The following is a 16,478-nucleotide window of genomic DNA, read 5'->3' on the forward strand; positions in this document are numbered from 1 at the left end:
GTTACTCTGGGTTGTCCGCGAGGGATCTCGCCGCCTGGACGCAGTGGGCGAGGGCCTTGCGTGCGTAGTCGGGGGAAGCCCCCGCGAGTCCGCACGACGGCGTGACCGTGACCGCCTCCGCGAGAAGCGCGGGAGACAGCCCCAGCCTGCGCCAGAGCGTCCTGACACCCATGACGCTACCGGCAGGGTCTGACAATGGGCCGTCCGTGCCCGGGACGACACCGGCGAAGAGCCGGGTGCCCCCTTCCACCGCTTCACCGATCACGTCGTCATCACGCTCGGTGAGGAGGGAGAAGTCGAAGGAGATCGCGGTCATGCCCGCCCGGCGCAGCAGGGCGAACGGGACGTCCGGTGCGCACGAGTGCACCACGACCGGCCCGCCCGCGTGAACCCCGGCGACCTCGCGGAGCATGCCCTCGACGACCTGCCGGTCGACGGCCCGGTGGGTGCGGTATCCGCTGGCGGTCTTCACCTGGCCACGCAGGACGGCGGTGAGGGAGGGTTCGTCGAGCTGGAGGACGAGCCGGGCGCCGGGTACGCGCCGCCGGACCTCCGCGAGATGCTCCCGCAGCCCCTCGGCGAGCGAACCGGTGAGGTCGCGGCAGGCACCCGCGTCGGACAGGACGGACTCGCCGTTCTTCAGCTCCAGCGCGGCGGCCAGCGTCCAGGGGCCGACGGCCTGCACCTTCAGCTGCCCTTCGTACCCCTGCGTGAACTCCTCCAGGGCGTCGAGGTCCTGGCCGAGCCAGGACCGGGCCCGCTTGGTGTCCCGCCCCGGCCGGTCCCCGATCCGCCAGCCGCTGGGCTCCACGCGCGCGTACATCTCGACGAGCAGCCCGGCGGTCCGGCCGATCATGTCGGCGCCGGGTCCGCGCGCGGGCAGCTCCGGCAGGAACGGGAAGTCTTCGAGGCTCCCGGTGACGGTCTTGACGGCCTCGCGGGCATCGCCGCCGGGCATGGAACCGATGCCGGTGGCGGGGGCGAAGGTGAACTGGCTGTTTTCACTCACGCCGGAAGACTACGGAACCGCCCGGCGGAGGTCAGCGCCCCGGCCGCACCGTCAGGTCGTTGACCTCCGCGTCCCTCGGAAGGTCCAGGGCCATCAGGATCGTCGTCGCCACCGATTCGGGGTCGATCCACTGGGCGGCGTCGTACTCCTTGCCCTCCTGCTGGTGGACCTTGGCCTGCATGGGGCTCGCCGTGCGGCCGGGGTAGACGGAGGTGACGCGGACGCCGTTGTCGTGCTCCTCGTTGCGCAACGCGTCCGCGAGGGCCTTCAGGCCGTGCTTGGACGCGGCGTACGCGGACCAGTCGGCGCTCGCCCTGAGGCCCGCGCCCGAGTTGACGAACACCACATGGCCGCGGCTGGCGCGGAGTTGGGGCAGGAAGTGGCGGGTCAGCTCGGCGGGGGCGATGAGGTTGACGTTGAGCTGGTGGCGCCAGGACTTGGGGGTCAGGTCTCCGACCGGGCCGAGGTCGACGACGCCCGCGATGTGCAGCAGGGAGTCCACCCGCTCGGGCAGCGTCTGGTGCGAGAAGGCCCAGCTCAGCCTGTCCGGGTCGGCCAGGTCGCCCACCAGTGTCCTGGCGCCCGGGAACTGAGCGGCCAGTTCCTTCGCGCGGCCCGCGTCGCGCGCGTGCAGGACGAGTTCGTCCCCGCGCGCGTGGAGGCGGCGGGCGACCGCCGAACCGATGCCGCTGCCCGCCCCGGTGATCACATGTGTAGCCATGTGCGCCATGGTCGCATCAGGCCACGCCCCGGCTCTCTTCCAGGTAGGCCATCGCCCCGACCGGCTCCTCCGCGAAGAACACCAGGTCGGTCAGCGGACAGGGCAGGAACCCCTCGTCCTCCATGCGCCGGAACTGTTCCTTCAGCCCGTCGTAGAAGCCCGCGGTGTTGAGCAGCACCACCGGCTTGTCGGTGTGGCCGTGCTTCTTCAGCTCGAGGATCTCCGTGGCCTCGTCGAGCGTCCCCGTGCCACCCACCATGATCACCACGGCGTCGGCCTTCTCCAGCAGCAGCTTCTTGCGCTCGGCGAGGTCTTTCGCGATCACCATCTCGTCGACACCCGGACGGACCTTGGCGGACAGGAACTCGACCGAGACCCCGACGAGCCGCCCGCCCGCTTCCTGCACGCCGTCGGCAACCACCTTCATGAGGCCGACATTGGACCCTCCCCACACCAGCGTGTGGCCGCCCTTGCCGATGAGCCTCGCGAACTCCCGCGCGGGGCGCGTGTAACGGTCGGACAGGTCGGCGGCGGAGAGAAAGACGCAGATTCGCATGGGAATCACCGTACGCGGGAAGAACCGGCGCCCCGCGGGTGCTGTCCGGGTATGGCTGATGGACACACGATCACGATCGAACAGGGCACCCAGCGCGTGCGGGTGGTCAGCGGCGACCAGGTACTGGCGGAGTCCGACCGCCCGTTGATCCTGCGCGAGACCGGCTGTCCCGAGCGCTACTACCTCCCCGCCGAGGACGTACGCCTCGACCTCCTGACCCCCTCGGAGACCCACACCTACTGCCCCTTCAAGGGAACCGCCTCCTACTGGTCGCTGCCCGACGCGGCCGACCTCGTCTGGTCGTACCCCGACCCCAAGCCGGACGTCGCCCAGATCAAGGACCATCTCTGCTTCTACGACGTCGAAGTGGTGTGAGGAGCGGTGTCGTGACTGACTAGTGCACCGCCGGGTGGCAGTCTTCCCGGCATGGACAAGAAGACGCTTTCGCGCGACGGCACCCCGATCGCATACGAACGCACGGGCCGGGGCCCGGCGGTCGTCCTGGTGAGCGGCGCGATGTCCACCGGCCACACGGTGGCACCGCTGGCCGGCCAGCTCGCCGACGGCTTCACGGCCGTCATCTACGACCGCCGGGGGCGCGGCGAGAGCGGTGACACGCCGCCGTACGCCGTGGAGCGGGAGGTCGAGGACCTCGCGGCGCTCATCGAGACGGTCGGCGGTCAGGCGGCGCTGTACGGCATCTCGTCGGGTGGCGCGCTGGCCCTCCAGGCCGCGGCGAGCGGGCTGCCGGTCAGCAAGGTCGCGGTCTACGAGACGCCGTTCGCGGTGTACGAGGGCGGAGCGCAGGAACGCGCCGAGTACACCGAAGGGCTGACGCGGGCACTGGCGGAGGGCAGGCGCGGGGACGCCGTCGAGCTGTTCCTGAGGCTGACCGGGCTGGCCGAGGAGATGATCCAGGGCGCCCGCCAGTCCCCCATGTGGGCCGGCATGGAGTCGATCGCACCGAGCCTGGCGTACGACAACGCCGTCATGGGCGACGGACTCGTCCCCCGGCACCGGCTGGCCGCGATCACCGTCCCCGTCCTGGCCGTCGCGGGCGGCGAGAGCCCCGCGTGGCTGCGCGAGGCGACGCAGGCGGTCGCGGAGGCAGTGCCCGACGGGACCTACCGGAGCCTGGAGGGGCAGACGCACCTGGTGGATCCGCAGGTTCTGGCGCCGGTGCTCGCCGAGTTCTACGCACAGTAGGCGGGCACGCGGCACGCGCGCGTGGAGGGCGGTTACGCGGTACGTCCCGCGCGGGTCACGCCGGTACGGCCCTCGCCCGCGTCGTCGACGCGATCGTCGCCGAGCCCACCACGCGTGTGCCGTCGTACAGGACGATCGCCTGGCCGGGGGCGACTCCGCGGACCGGGGCGGTGAACGACACCTCCAGGGAGCCGTCGATCAGTTCGGCGGTCACCTCGGTCTCGCCGCCGTGGGCGCGGAGCTGGGCCGTGTAGGTGCCGGGGCCCGAGGGGGCCGCGCCGCACCAGCGGGGCTTGATCGCGGTCAGTGCGGTGACGTCGAGGGCGGAGGCGGGGCCCACAGTCACCGTGTTGTCCACCGGGGAGATGTCGAGGACGTAGCGCGGCTTGCCGTCGGGTGCCGGGTGGCCGATCCGCAGGCCCTTGCGCTGGCCGATGGTGAAGCCGTACGCGCCCTCGTGCGTGCCGAGCTTGGCGCCGGACTCGTCGACGATGTCGCCCTCCGCCTTGCCCAGCCGGTCGGCCAGGAAGCCCTGGGTGTCGCCGTCGGCGATGAAGCAGATGTCGTGCGAGTCGGGCTTCTTGGCCACCGCCAGCCCCCTGCGCTCGGCCTCCGCGCGGATCTCGTCCTTCGTCGTCACGGTGTCGCCGAGCGGGAACATCGCGTGGGCGAGCTGCCGGTCGTCGAGGACGCCGAGGACGTACGACTGGTCCTTCGCCATGTCGGAGGCGCGGTGCAGCTCACGGGCGCCGTCCTCGTTCACGATCACCTGGGCGTAGTGGCCGGTGCACACCGCGTCGAAGCCGAGCGCCAGGGCCTTGTCCAGGAGGGCGGCGAACTTGATCTTCTCGTTGCAGCGCAGGCAGGGGTTGGGGGTGCGGCCCGCCTCGTACTCGGCGACGAAGTCCTCGACCACGTCCTCGCGGAAGCGGTCGGCGAGGTCCCAGACGTAGAAGGGGATGCCGATGACGTCCGCGGCGCGGCGGGCGTCGCGGGAGTCCTCGATGGTGCAACAGCCGCGCGCGCCCGTACGGAAGGACTGCGGGTTCGCGGAGAGCGCGAGGTGGACGCCGGTCACGTCGTGGCCCGCCTCGGCGGCGCGGGCGGCGGCCACGGCGGAGTCCACGCCGCCCGACATGGCGGCGAGTACGCGGAGGGGGCGGGGGCGCTGCGGGATCTCAGTCATAACCCTTCCAGGGTAAGGGCCCCAGGGAACCAAGACTGCCGAGTATCCGTTCACGATCACATGGGGGCGAGAAGAGCGGCCAAGGACTCCGGGCACACGGCTGAGAACTCCGGGGGCAGGGACGGCGACCGGCGCATCGGGCGGCGGGCGCTGCTGGCCGGCCTGGCCGCGACCGCGGTGGGCACGGCCGTGCTGGCGCGCGACGAGCTGGGGCGCCTGTGGTGGCGGGTGCCGGGTGTGGAGAAGCCGCGCAAGGCGGGCGCGGTCGACTACGCGGGCGCGAAGTGGGAGGCGGCGTCGGACGCCAACTGGCGGCGCGCGGACCGGCCCGACGACTACGGCGTGGACATGGTGATCATCCATGTCACCCAGGGCAGCTTCGACAGCGCGGTGAAGGCCTTCCAGGACCCGGGCCACCAGGCCGCGGCCCACTACATCGTCGGCCAGGACGGACGCGTCCTGCAGATGATCCGCGAGCTGGACGTGGCCTACCACGCGGGCAACCGCGACTACAACGAGCGGAGCATCGGCATCGAGCACGAGGGCTTCGTGGACCGGCCCGAGGACCTCACGGACGAGATGTACGAGGCGTCGGCGCGGCTCACGGCCCGGATATGCGCGCGGTACGACCTACCCGTCGACCGCGAGCACATCATCGGGCACGTGGAGGTACCGGGCACGGACCACACCGACCCCGGGGAGCACTGGGACTGGGACCGGTACATGAAGCTCGTACGGCAGGCCCGTACGGCGTCGGCCTGAGGCCGGTCCCGTCCCGCTCTACGTCAGCCCCGCAGCGCGGGCCCGTTCCACCGCCGGGCCGATCGCCTTGGCGACCGCCTCGACGTCGGCCTCCGTGGAGGTGTGGCCGAAGGAGAAGCGGAGGGTGCCGCGGGCCAGGTCGGGGTCGGTGCCGGTGGCCAGGAGGACGTGGCTGGGCTGGGCGACGCCTGCGGTGCAGGCGGAGCCGGTGGAGCACTCGATGCCCTGGGCGTCGAGGAGAAGGAGCAGCGAGTCTCCCTCGCAGCCCGGGAAGGTGAAGTGGGCGTTCGCCGGGAGGCGGCCCTCCCGTGCGGGGTCCCCTCCGAGGATCGCGTCCGGGACCGCCGTACGCACCGCCTCGATCAGGTCGTCCCGCAGGCCGCCGATCTCCCGTACGAACCACTCGCGCTGTTCGGCGGCGAGGCGGCCGGCGACCGCGAAGGAGGCGACGGCGGGGACGTCGAGGGTGCCGGAGCGGACGTGACGCTCCTGGCCGCCGCCGTGCAGAACCGGTACGGGGGTGTATTCACGGCCGAGGAGCAGGGCGCCGATGCCGTACGGGCCGCCGATCTTGTGGCCCGAGACCGTCATCGCGGCGAGGCCGGAGGCGGCGAAGTCGACGGGGACCTGGCCGAAGGCCTGGACGGCGTCGGCGTGCAGGGGGACGTCGAACTCGGCGGCGGTCTCGGCGAGTTCGCGGATCGGCATGACCGTGCCGATCTCGTTGTTCGCCCACATGACGGTGGCCAGGGCCACGTCGTCGGGGTTGCGGGCGATGGCTTCGTGCAGCGCCTCCGGGTGGACCCGGCCGTAGGGGTCGACCGGGAGGTACTCGACCGTGGCGCCCTCGTGTTCGCCGAGCCAGTGGACGGCGTCCAGGACGGCGTGGTGTTCGACGGGGCTGGCGAGCACCCGGGTGCGGGCCGGGTCGGCGTCTCGGCGGGACCAGTACAGGCCCTTGACGGCGAGGTTGTCCGCCTCGGTGCCGCCGGAGGTGAAGACGACCTCGCTGGGGCGGGCGGCGAGGGCTTCCGCGAGGGTTTCGCGGGCCTCCTCCACGGTTCGCCTTGCCTGGCGGCCCGATGCGTGCAGGGAGGACGCGTTGCCGGTGACGCCGAGGTGCGTGGTGAGTGCCTCGACTGCCTCGGGGAGCATCGGGGTGGTTGCGGCGTGGTCGAGGTATGCCATGGTGACGCCGATTCTACGGGGCCGCTGCGCTGGGCTTGGGCCGGCGGTTGTGCGTGGACCCCGTTGTGATGCGCCCGGCGCTGCAGGCTGTGCCCACCCTCCCCCACTCTCGGCTTCGCTCGAGCGGGGGACCCCCATCGCCCTGCGGAACGACTGCCCACAGCGGTACACAGCGGTAGCCGCTCAGGAACTACCGCTCACAGCGGTCAGAAACTCCACGACACCGTGTTGTCCGCCTGCATGAAGGCCACCAGGACCAGGAGGTCGGCGATTCCCAGGCCCAGGCCGAGGTATGCGCGGCCCTTGCGGGCTGTGCCGCGCCAGAGGGCTGCGGATGCCAGGGCGATGGCGATCGGGCCGAGGAAGACGTTGAGGACGAGGAGGCCCACGAGGCCGAGGATGAAGGAGGCGACGGCCATGCCGTCGGTGTCGCGGGCGGTGGTCTGACGGGTTGCAGGTGCGGTGAGTTGCATGGTGTTCAGCTCCCGACGGGCTGTATGGGCGGTCAGTTGACGGATGAGCGCCGACGGCCGTGCCGCTCGCGGAGCGCGAAGATGCCGAGCCAGGCGGCGACCACCACGGCGGCGACGGCGGTGAAGCCGAGCGGTGCATGGGCCACGGTGCCCAGCACGACGCCCAGCAGCAGAAGTGCGGCGACGATGAACAGCATGGGTGGGTTCCCCCTCCGTTACGGTTCAGTGAACGGTTGTAGTTACAAGTGTTCACTGACTTACAAGTCTAGCGCGTCCTACGGCTTTTCAATTACGGAGAACAGTTGTTAACTGCATGGCATGAGTCACACTCTCGGCGTCCGGCAGGCCCAGAAACAGAAGACCCGGCAGGCGCTCCTGGACGCCGCCCTGGGGCTGTTGGAGGAGCAGAGCCTGAGCAGCCTGGGCCTGCGTGAGGTCACCCGCGAGGTCGGCGTCGCCCCGACCGCCTTCTACCGGCACTTCCGCTCCATCGCTGACCTCGGCGTCGCGCTGGTCGAGGAGGCGCTCGGCAGCCTGCACCCGATGATCCGGATGATCGTGTCCGCGACGGACGATCCCGATGAACGCATAGCCCGCGCCATCCAGTTGATCGTCGGTCATGTGGAGGCGCACCCCGCCCACATCCGCTTCATCGCCCGTGAGCGCAGCGGCGGGGTCCGGCCGGTGCGCGAGGCCATCCGCGACCAGATCGCCCTGTTCGCCGCGGAGGTGAAGGCCCAGCTGGTCAAGGACCCCGAGGCCGAGGGGTGGACGGACGACGACCTGTCGATGCTGGCCAGCCTCTACGTCGACCAGATGCTGTTCACGGCCTCCCTCTTCCTGGAGGCCCTGGACGCCCCGCCGGAGGAGCGCGAGCGCGTCGCCCATGTCGCGACCCGGCAGCTGCGGCTCATCAGCATCGGCCGGCAGCACTGGCTCGACTGACCCACCTCGACTGACACACACAGACAGGCGACGCCCCCGTTCACCGAGGGCGCCGCCTTCGTCGTACGAGATCCGTGGTCAGCTCTTCGCGGCCTGTGCGGTCGGCTGACCGCTGGGTTGACCGGTCGGCAGGGCGGACGGGTTGCCGGACGGACAGGCCGTCTGCTGCCGGCCGGAGTGGCCGCTGTCCGACGAGGCGGGCACTCAATCAACGGCGCTTAGGGCAGGGCTTCCTTGGGGCCGCCCTGTAAAGGACGCGTCACCGGAGCCGGACGCGCGCCAACTGCCGTGACTGCGCGACCAGTCGGTCCGCGCTGTCCCAGACCTCGGCGTCCTCCTCCAGGAAGCCGCCGGCGAGGTTGCGGGTGGTGATGGACACCCGCAGCGGGCCCGGTGCGGGGCGGCAGCGGACGTGGACGGTCAGTTCGACCGTGGGGACCCAGCCGCCGAGGCCGAGCTCGAAGGCGGTCGGCGGCAGCGCGTCCACCGCGAGGAGCAGCGAGAAGGGGTCGGCGTTGCGGCCGTCGGCCAGCCCGAACCAGGCCCGCATCTCGCCCTTGCCGGACGGGGATCCGAGCGCCCAGCCCAGGGTCGAGGGGTCGAGCTTCACCATCAGCCGGTCGGCGATCGCGGGGCCGCCGGAGGCCGGGGCCGGTCCGTCCTCGGGGCCGAAACACTGGTCCATGGGCGGGATCGCGGGCGGCAGGGCCGTCGTACGGACGTCGTCCGGCAGGGTGTCGAGGTCGCCGTAGGAGGCGAGGACGCGGATGCGTTCGACTTCGCGGCCCTCGTCGTCGTACTGGAAGAGGGAGGCCTGGCCGGTGGAGAGGGTGCGGCCGGTGCGGACGACGTCCGTGCGGACGGTCGCGGGGCCGGGGCGGGAGGCGGTGAGGTAGTGCGCGGAGACGGTGAAGGGGTCGCCGTGCGGGAGCGTGTCCGCGAGGGCGCGGCCCAGGACGGCCAGCAGATAGCCGCCGTTGACGGCGTTGAGGATCGTCCAGCCGGCGGAGAGGTCGATGTCGTAGACGCCGGGTCCGCGTGGGGTGAGCGCGGTGTCGCGGTCGAACTCGCTGTCGCCGATCGTGGCCCGTGCGGCCGGGGCGGAGGCTGCTTCTGGCATGGGTGAACGGTACAACAGGTGACTACTAAGCGGTAGCTTTTGTCAGGCCCCGGACACCCCTCTTCCCGGTGAGGACCGCGCAATTTCTCGGTAAGTGTCCGTACTGGTCCGTAAACCTGAGGCCGCATCTTCCCCTCTCTAGGGACATGAGCCTCACCGGGACCCCGTTCCTCTACACCCTGGTCGCGCTGTCCCTCGTCGCCGTCGCGCTGCCGCTCGTCCTCTGGTCGCGGATCCGCGGCCCCCGGGCCCTGCGCGCGCTGGCCCGGATGCTGATGCTGCTGTTCGCCCAGGGCACGGCCGTCGCGCTCGTCTTCGTGCTGGTCAACAACCAGAACATGCTGTACGACAACTGGGGCGATCTGCTCGGCACGAGCGACCATGTGGAGCAGGCCGCCGACCTCGGCCCGGACGGCACGGGCGGTATCTCCCTCAAGGACCTGCCCCCTGTCCGGCAGTCGTTCGCCCCCGCCCTCGGGCCGGGCATGGGGTCGGCCGGCGGTGTGCGCGTCACGCATCTGACGGGCCGGGTCTCGGGCGTGCACGCCGAGGTCTACGTCTGGCTGCCGCCGCAGTACGACCAGCCCGCCTACCGGGACCACAAGTTCCCGGTGGTGGAGCTGCTGCCGGGCTATCCCGGCTCGGCGAGGGCGTGGTTCAGGACGATGGACGCGCATGAGCAGTTGCTGCCGCTGATGCGCAGTGGCCGGGTCGCGCCGTTCATCCTGGTGGCGCCGCGCACCAGCCTGCTGCCCGGGGTGGACACCGGCTGCGCGAACATCCCGGGCAAGGTGAACGCCGACACCTGGCTGAGTGTCGATGTGCCGCGGATGGTGATGGACAACTTCCGGGCGCAGTCCGCACCCGAGGGCTGGTCGGTGGCCGGGTACTCGGCGGGCGGGCACTGCGCCACGAAGCTCGCCGTCGCCCATCCCGACCGCTACCGGGCCGCCGTCAGCATGTCCGGCTACAACGACCCGAAGGCCGAGCACGCCGCGCTCACCGCAAAGTCCCCGGCCCTGCGCCGCGCGAACGACCCGTATCTGCTGCTGCGCAAGGCCCCCACCCCGCCCCCGGTCGCGCTCTACCTCTCCGGCCAGCCGCACGACGGATACGAGGCGGCCATGGCGCTGAAGCAGGCCGCGAAGCCGCCGACCTCCGTGGACGTGGTGTTCGTGCCGCGCAGCGCGGGCGGTCACACGATGGCGCTGTGGCGGCCGCAGGTGGTCCCGGCCTTCGAGTGGCTGACCCGGCAGCTGCCGGTCACTCCTCGCGTACCGTCGAGCGCCGATTCCACGCGCGCGGCGCTCGCCAGTGGAAGCGCATCGCCAGCAACCGCAGCGCGAAGGCCGTGACGGCCGCGAACCCGCTGGCCAGCGGGGTCAGCACGTCGTAGTGGATGCACAGGACGACCATCGTGGCGCCGACCATCGCCGGAACCGCGTACAGGTCGCGGTCCCAGCGCAGCAGCGACGGCACCTCGTTGGCCAGGACGTCCCGCAGCACGCCTCCGCCGACGGCCGTCGCCAGGCCCAGCGTCGCCGAGGCGGTCAGGCCGAGCCCGTACTCGTACGCCTTCGTCGTGCCCGAGACGCAGAACAGGCCGAGGCCCGCCGCGTCGAAGACGTTCACACCGGCCTGGATCCGCTCCACGTGCGGATGCAGGAAGAAGACCAGGAGCGTGGCGAGCAGCGGAGTGAGGAAGTACCCCAGATCCGTGAAGGCCGCGGGCGGTACGGCGCCGATGACCAGGTCGCGGAAGAGCCCGCCGCCGAGCGCGGTGACCTCGGCGAGTACGGCGATGCCGAACACGTCGAAGTTCTTGCGGACGGCCAGCAGCGCGCCGGAGATGGCGAAGACGAAGATGCCGATCAGGTCGAGCGTGTGCTGGACGGATGGGGTGAACAGTTGCTGGAGCACCCACACATTCTCACCCAGCAGTGAGCCCCCGCCTTACAAACGAAGGCGGGGGCTCACTGAGGAGGCTGTCCGAGAGGGCTCACTTCTCCTTGGCGGGCGCCTCGTCCGCGGAGGCTGCGGAGGCTTCGGAGGCTTCGGGCGCCACGTCCGCAGCGGCCCCCACCTCGGCCGCCACCGCCGCGCTGGTCTCCGCCGACTCCGCGAGCACCTCGTCCGACACCAGCTCCGCCGCCTCCTTGGCCGCGGTCAGCAGGACGGTGTCCTGCGGCGCCTGGTCCTCGAAGTTCTCCGGGTGGTGACAGGCGACCTGCTGACCGGGCTTCAGCTCGATCAGCGGCGGCTCGGTGGTCGTGCAGATCTGCGTCGCCTTCCAGCACCGGGTGTGGAAACGGCAGCCGCTCGGCGGGGCGATCGGCGAGGGCACGTCGCCCTTGAGCAGGATGCGCTCGCTCTTGGCGTTCTTGCGCCGCGGGTCCGGGATCGGCACGGCCGACATCAGCGCCTTGGTGTACGGGTGCATCGGCGCCCGGTACAGCGATTCACGGTCGGCGAGTTCGACGATCTTGCCGAGGTACATCACCGCGATCCGGTCCGACACATGCCGGACGACCGACAGGTCGTGCGCGATGATCACGTACGTCAGGCCCAGCTCCTGCTGGAGGTCGTCGAGGAGGTTGACGACCTGCGCCTGGATGGACACGTCCAGCGCGGAGACCGGCTCATCGGCCACGACCAGCTTCGGGTTGAGCGCGAGCGCGCGGGCGATGCCGATGCGCTGGCGCTGGCCGCCGGAGAATTCGTGCGGATAGCGGTTGTAGTGCTCGGGGTTGAGACCCACCACCGACAGCAGCCGCTGCACTTCCTTCTTGATGCCGCCCTCGGGCGTGACGCCCTGCAGCTTGAAGGGGGCGCCGATGATGGTGCCGATGGTGTGGCGCGGGTTCAGCGACGAGTACGGGTCCTGGAAGATCATCTGGACATCGCGGCGCAGCGGACGCATCCCGCTCACACCCAGGTGCGTGATGTCCTTGCCCTCGAACTCGACCTTCCCGGCGGTCGGTTCGAGCAGCCGGGTGATCAGCCGGCCCATCGTCGACTTGCCGCAGCCCGACTCGCCCACCACACCGAGGGTTTCGCCGGACTTGACCTCGAAGTCGAGGCCGTCGACCGCGCGCACCGCGCCGACCTGCCGCTGGAGCAGGCCCTTGCGGATCGGGAAGTACTTCTGGAGCCCGGTCACCTTCAGCAGGGTCTCGCCGGGGGCGGCGTCGCCCTTGGTGATCACGGCGCCTTTGCTCTGCGCAGGGATGCTCACTTTGTCCTCGCTCACAGCTTCGGCGCAATCTCTTCGGTCCAGATCCGCTCCCGCTGTTCCCTGGTCATGTGGCAGGCGGCCCAGTGCTGGCTGCCGACCTCGGCCAGCTCGGGGCGGACCGTGCGGGTGAGGTCGTCCTTGGGGATGTCGGCGTACGGGCAGCGCGGGTTGAAGGCGCAGCCGGACGGGATGTTGATCAGGGACGGCGGGGAGCCCTTGACCGGGATGAGCCGCTCCTGCTGCTCACGGTCCAGGCGCGGCATCGAGCCCAGCAGGCCCCAGGTGTAGGGGTGGCGGGGCTCGTAGAACACCTTCTCGGCGGGACCGCGCTCCACGCAACGGCCGCCGTACATCACCAGGATGTCGTCGGAAAGCTCGGCGACGACGCCCAGGTCGTGGGTGATGACGATGACCGCGGAGCCGAACTCCTTCTGCAGATCGCGGATCAGGTCGAGGATCTGCGCCTGGACGGTCACGTCGAGGGCGGTCGTCGGCTCGTCCGCGATGAGCAGTTCGGGGTTGTTGACCAGCGCCATGGCGATCATCGCGCGCTGCCGCATGCCACCGGAGAACTCGTGCGGGTAGCTGTCGACCCGCTTGTCCGGCTGCGGGATGCCGACCCGGTCGAGCATCTCGACCGCACGCCGCTTGGCGACCTTCTTGTCCACGTTGTGGTGGACGCGGTACGCCTCCACGATCTGCTGGCCGATCGTGTAGTACGGGTGCAGCGAGGACAGCGGATCCTGGAAGATCATCGCCATGTCGCGGCCGCGCAGTTTGCGTACGTGGTCGGGGTCCGCGGAGAGCAACTCGGTGCCGTCGAGCCAGATCTCGCCGGAGATCTGCGCCTTGCGCTTGCCGTACTGGCCGGCGGTGTGCAGGCCCATGATGCCGAGCGAGGTCACCGACTTGCCGGAGCCCGACTCGCCCACGATGCCGAGGGTCTTGCCCTTCTCCAGCTGGAAGCTGAGCCCGTCGACGGACTTGACCAGACCGTCGTCGGTCGGGAAGTGCACCTTCAGATCGCGTACTTCGAGGAAGGCGGTCGGGGCGGGCGAGGTGCCGGTGGGCTCCCCGACGGCCGCGCCGGTCTTGCTGAGTTCCGTCATGCGAGCCTCACTCGGGGGTCGATCACGGCGTACAGGATGTCCACCACGAGGTTGGCGAAGAGCACCGCGAGGGATGTGATCAGGGTGACGCCCAGGATGACGGGCAGATCCTGGTTCCTGATCGCCTGAAGCACCGCCTGGCCGAGGCCGGGCAGATTGAACGTCGTCTCGGTCAGGATCGCACCGCCGATGAGGGCGCCGAGGTCCATGCCGAGCATGGTCAGGATGGGCGTCATCGTCGAGCGCATGGCGTGCTTGCCGATGACGGTCTGCTCCTTGAGGCCCTTGGCGCGCGCGGTGCGGATGTAGTCCTCGCCGAGGATCTCCAGCATGGTGGCTCTGGTGATCCGGGCGTACATCGCCGCGTACAGGAACGCGAGGGTGATCCAGGGCAGGATCATGCCGCCGAGCCAGCCGCCGAAGCTGTCTTCGAGGGGCACGTACGACGCGTCGATCCAGTTCAGCCCGAAGGCGAAGATCGCCAGGCTGAGCAGGCCGGTGAAGTAGATCGGCAGGGAGACACCGGCGAGGGCGACGACCATGGCGCCGCGGTCCCACAGGGTGCCCCGCTTGAGCGCGGAGAGCACACCGGCCGCGACACCGAAGATCAGCCACAGCACGGCGGCACCGAGCGCGAGGCTCATGGTCACCGGGAAGCGGTCGGTGAGCACCGGCCAGATGGCCTGCTCACTGCGGAACGAGTAGCCGAAGCAGGGCGCGGCGCACTCGGTGACGTCGCCGCCGCCCGAGTAGGTGCGACCGACGAAGATGCCCTTGAAGAACTCCCAGACCTGGGCATAGATCGGGTCGCTGAGACCCAGCTTCTGCCGGACCGCCTCCACCGAGGCGGGGTCGGCCTGCTTGCCCACGAAGCTCGCGGCGATGTCGACGCCCGCCCACTTGGGGACGAGGAAGAAGATGCCGAAGACCACCATGATGATGACCACGAGCATCACTGCGGCGGCGAACAACCGCCTGATGAGGTAAGCGAGCACAGCTCTCGGCCCGCCGCGGACCGCGGGCCACCGGAGATCGTCCGGTGGCCCACGATCACGCTGCGCCGGCCTTCACCTGCCTTTCGTGCCGTATGGCGGGTGTGCCGGGTGTCAGCTTGCGGACTTCAGACCGAGGTTGACGAAGTCGTACATACCGCTGTAGCCGTCGGTGGTGTAGACGTTCGCCAGGCGGTCGGAGCGCCAGTTGATGAACTTCTCGAAGACGAAGGGCAGGTAGTACGCGCCCTCCATCACCTTGTGGTTGATCTCCGTGGAGATCTCGGTCTTCTTCGCGTCGTCCAGCTCGGTGACGTAGTCGTCGAACAGGCCGTCGATCGCCTTGTCCTTGATCAGCGCGAAGTTGTTGTTACCGCTCTCCAGGATGTACTTGCTGTCCCACAGCGGCATGCCGTAGCCCTGGACGGTCGGGAAGTCCGGGCCCCAGCCCATGATGATGATGCCGTAGCCCTTCTTGACCACGTTGGAGGGGCTGCCGATGATGCCGGAGGTCTGCGAACCGTCGAACTGGTCGATGTCGGCGGTGATGCCGATCTTCTTCAGCGACGCCTGCAGGGACTGGGCGGTGGCCACCTCGACCGGCTTGTTGTTGCGGACCGCGATGGTGGTCTTGAAGCCGTTCGGCTTACCGCAGGCCTGCAGCGCCTTCTTGGCCTCGGCCGCGTTGCCGTCCTTGTTGTCGGTCGCCATCTTGTACGGGTCGTACTTCTGGCCCTCGGAGCCCGGGACGGACGGCGGCAGCATGTTGGTGCCGATGTCACCACCGGCGATGGGGCCACCGCGCGCGGTCTGCAGCGACACGTGGTTGGCGCCGTAGAGCACGGCCTTGCGGCACTCGATGTTGTCGAACGGCTTCACGCTCTGCGGGAAGGTCGCGTAACGGATGTAGCCGGAGACCGGGTTGTCCAGGTTGGCCTTGTGCTGCTTCAGGGCGGTGGTGCGGCCCTGCGGCGACATGCCGGTCTGGTTGATGTCGAGGTCCAGGTCACCGTTGATCAGGCGCTCGTCCAGCTGGTTGGCGTCCGAGAAGAACTGGACAGTGATCTTGTCCGGGTACGCCTTGCGGATCGGGTCCGACTCCTGCTTCCAGCTGGTGTTGCGGACCAGCGTGAGGTCCTTGCCCGGGCTGTACGACTCGAACTTGTACGGGCCGGAGGAGAACGGCTTCAGGCCGTACTTCGACTTGGTGTCCTTGTCCTGACGGACGGGGGACGCCGAGATCAGGGCCAGCACCTCCTCGAAGTCCGAGTTGGGCGTCGGCAGCTTGAAGGTGATGGTCTTGTCGTTCGGCGTCTCGATCGCCTTCAGGCCCAGCTTGTCCTTGGACGTGTCCTTGTACGGACCCTTGTACTCGCCCTTGGGGTCGAGCATGTCCTTCAGGTAGACCGGGCCGCCGGACAGCACGTCCTGCGCCCAGACACGCTCGATGCCGTACTTGATGTCCTTGGAGGTGATCGGCTTGCCGTCCTCCCAGGTGATGCCGTCACGCAGGGTGTACGTGTAGGTCTTGCCGTCGTCGGAGACCTTGGCGAGCCCGGTGGCGAGGTCCGGAGTGAGCTCGGCGCCGGCCTTGCCCGGCTCCGCCTTGCCCGTGACGAGCTGGCGGCTGTAGTAGCGCGCGAAGTTCCACATGAAGCCGTAGTAGCCGCGCGTGGTGTCCCACGAGTCGGCGTCCTGCGCGCCACCGAACTTCAGCGTGCCGCCCTTCTTGGCCAGGGATGCCTGGGCGACCTTGTTGTTGGCGGCGTCGAAGCCGGCCGCGCCGTTCTTCGAGCCCTCGCCGTCGCTGTCGCCACCGCCGCACGCCGCCGTGGTCAGCAGCGCGGCGACCGCGGCGACAGCGGCAAATGCCTGCTTACGCCGCCCTGAGGTGCGTTTGGTAGTCACGATCTCGGATCCTCCGGTTGTGATGAGAGACCCCGTGTCAGTGCCACGGGACGCTTTAGGTACGGCAG

Annotated in this window: 18 protein-coding genes; 5 read left to right on the top strand and 13 right to left on the bottom strand. The window is 69.9% G+C overall.

Annotated elements, in window-relative coordinates; translation table 11 throughout:
* Nucleotide 1: 1 nt before the first annotated feature.
* Genes OG828_RS16195 through OG828_RS16205 form a run of 3 tightly spaced genes read right to left on the bottom strand, consistent with a single transcriptional unit; the run spans nt 2 to nt 2,286 of the window.
* A complete protein-coding gene (locus tag OG828_RS16195) occupies nt 2-1,009 on the bottom strand; it encodes a methionine synthase (RefSeq protein WP_328356483.1) in 1,008 nt (335 codons plus the stop codon).
* Between the two features lie 31 nt (nt 1,010-1,040).
* On the bottom strand, nt 1,041-1,739 hold the full coding sequence (locus tag OG828_RS16200; protein ID WP_328501540.1) for an SDR family oxidoreductase: 699 nt from the start codon (nt 1,737-1,739) through the stop codon (nt 1,041-1,043).
* Between the two features lie 7 nt (nt 1,740-1,746).
* Nucleotides 1,747-2,286, bottom strand: coding sequence for a TIGR00730 family Rossman fold protein (locus OG828_RS16205; RefSeq protein WP_328501541.1), 540 nt, complete (start codon nt 2,284-2,286; stop codon nt 1,747-1,749).
* 51 nt (nt 2,287-2,337) lie between these two features.
* Here OG828_RS16205 and OG828_RS16210 point away from each other — a divergent pair, with 51 nt between their 5' ends.
* Nucleotides 2,338-2,661: a DUF427 domain-containing protein gene (locus OG828_RS16210; protein WP_328438433.1), complete on the top strand. Its 324-nt coding sequence runs from the start codon at nt 2,338-2,340 to the stop codon at nt 2,659-2,661.
* Nucleotides 2,662-2,712: 51 nt separating this feature from the next.
* Nucleotides 2,713-3,492 carry an alpha/beta fold hydrolase gene (locus tag OG828_RS16215; protein ID WP_328501542.1) on the top strand — a complete coding sequence of 260 codons (780 nt, stop codon included), beginning with the start codon at nt 2,713-2,715 and terminating at the stop codon, nt 3,490-3,492.
* A 55-nt stretch (nt 3,493-3,547) separates the two neighbouring features.
* Here OG828_RS16215 and mnmA read toward each other — a convergent pair whose 3' ends face one another.
* Nucleotides 3,548-4,678 (bottom strand): tRNA 2-thiouridine(34) synthase MnmA, encoded by a 1,131-nt coding sequence (gene mnmA, locus OG828_RS16220; protein ID WP_328356498.1) that lies wholly within the window; start codon nt 4,676-4,678, stop codon nt 3,548-3,550.
* A gap of 60 nt (nt 4,679-4,738) precedes the next feature.
* Here mnmA and OG828_RS16225 point away from each other — a divergent pair, with 60 nt between their 5' ends.
* Entirely contained in the window at nt 4,739-5,440 is a 702-nt protein-coding gene (locus tag OG828_RS16225; RefSeq protein ID WP_328501543.1) for an N-acetylmuramoyl-L-alanine amidase, read from the top strand.
* Between the two features lie 18 nt (nt 5,441-5,458).
* On the opposite strand, the gene OG828_RS16230 is transcribed toward OG828_RS16225, so the two are convergent.
* The 3 genes from OG828_RS16230 to OG828_RS16240 form a co-directional block, all read right to left on the bottom strand.
* A complete protein-coding gene (locus OG828_RS16230) occupies nt 5,459-6,628 on the bottom strand; it encodes a cysteine desulfurase family protein (RefSeq protein WP_328501544.1) in 1,170 nt (389 codons plus the stop codon).
* Nucleotides 6,629-6,834: 206 nt separating this feature from the next.
* Entirely contained in the window at nt 6,835-7,101 is a 267-nt protein-coding gene (locus OG828_RS16235) for a DUF4190 domain-containing protein (RefSeq protein ID WP_328356507.1), read from the bottom strand.
* Nucleotides 7,102-7,133: 32 nt separating this feature from the next.
* Nucleotides 7,134-7,298, bottom strand: a complete 165-nt coding sequence (locus OG828_RS16240) for a hypothetical protein (protein ID WP_328501545.1) — start codon at nt 7,296-7,298, stop codon at nt 7,134-7,136.
* 121 nt (nt 7,299-7,419) lie between these two features.
* Here OG828_RS16240 and OG828_RS16245 point away from each other — a divergent pair, with 121 nt between their 5' ends.
* Nucleotides 7,420-8,046, top strand: a complete 627-nt coding sequence (locus OG828_RS16245; protein ID WP_328438439.1) for a TetR family transcriptional regulator — start codon at nt 7,420-7,422, stop codon at nt 8,044-8,046.
* 259 nt (nt 8,047-8,305) lie between these two features.
* On the opposite strand, the gene OG828_RS16250 is transcribed toward OG828_RS16245, so the two are convergent.
* Nucleotides 8,306-9,166: a thioesterase family protein gene (locus OG828_RS16250; protein WP_328501546.1), complete on the bottom strand. Its 861-nt coding sequence runs from the start codon at nt 9,164-9,166 to the stop codon at nt 8,306-8,308.
* A gap of 146 nt (nt 9,167-9,312) precedes the next feature.
* On the opposite strand from OG828_RS16250, the gene OG828_RS16255 reads away from it, so the two are divergent.
* Entirely contained in the window at nt 9,313-10,521 is a 1,209-nt protein-coding gene (locus tag OG828_RS16255) for an alpha/beta hydrolase (protein ID WP_328501547.1), read from the top strand.
* Here the strand turns inward: OG828_RS16255 and OG828_RS16260 are convergent.
* The 5 genes from OG828_RS16260 to OG828_RS16280 form a co-directional block, all read right to left on the bottom strand.
* Nucleotides 10,430-11,086, bottom strand: a complete 657-nt coding sequence (locus tag OG828_RS16260; RefSeq protein WP_328438442.1) for a trimeric intracellular cation channel family protein — start codon at nt 11,084-11,086, stop codon at nt 10,430-10,432. The two genes, OG828_RS16255 and OG828_RS16260, sit on opposite strands and share 92 nt — an antisense overlap.
* 79 nt (nt 11,087-11,165) lie before the next feature.
* Nucleotides 11,166-12,401 (bottom strand): ABC transporter ATP-binding protein, encoded by a 1,236-nt coding sequence (locus tag OG828_RS16265; protein WP_328438443.1) that lies wholly within the window; start codon nt 12,399-12,401, stop codon nt 11,166-11,168.
* An 11-nt stretch (nt 12,402-12,412) separates the two neighbouring features.
* Nucleotides 12,413-13,510 carry an ABC transporter ATP-binding protein gene (locus OG828_RS16270; protein ID WP_328438444.1) on the bottom strand — a complete coding sequence of 366 codons (1,098 nt, stop codon included), beginning with the start codon at nt 13,508-13,510 and terminating at the stop codon, nt 12,413-12,415.
* The gene (locus OG828_RS16275; protein WP_210577277.1) at nt 13,507-14,505 is read right to left on the bottom strand and encodes an ABC transporter permease; all 999 of its coding nucleotides are present in this window, start codon (nt 14,503-14,505) and stop codon (nt 13,507-13,509) included. Before OG828_RS16275 ends, OG828_RS16270 begins: the two co-directional genes overlap by 4 nt.
* A 111-nt stretch (nt 14,506-14,616) precedes the next feature.
* Nucleotides 14,617-16,410, bottom strand: coding sequence for an ABC transporter substrate-binding protein (locus tag OG828_RS16280; RefSeq protein ID WP_328438445.1), 1,794 nt, complete (start codon nt 16,408-16,410; stop codon nt 14,617-14,619).
* Nucleotides 16,411-16,478: the final 68 nt, after the last annotated feature.

It is taken from the genome of Streptomyces sp. NBC_00457 (assembly GCF_036014015.1).
Classification (GTDB): Bacteria; Actinomycetota; Actinomycetes; order Streptomycetales; family Streptomycetaceae; genus Streptomyces.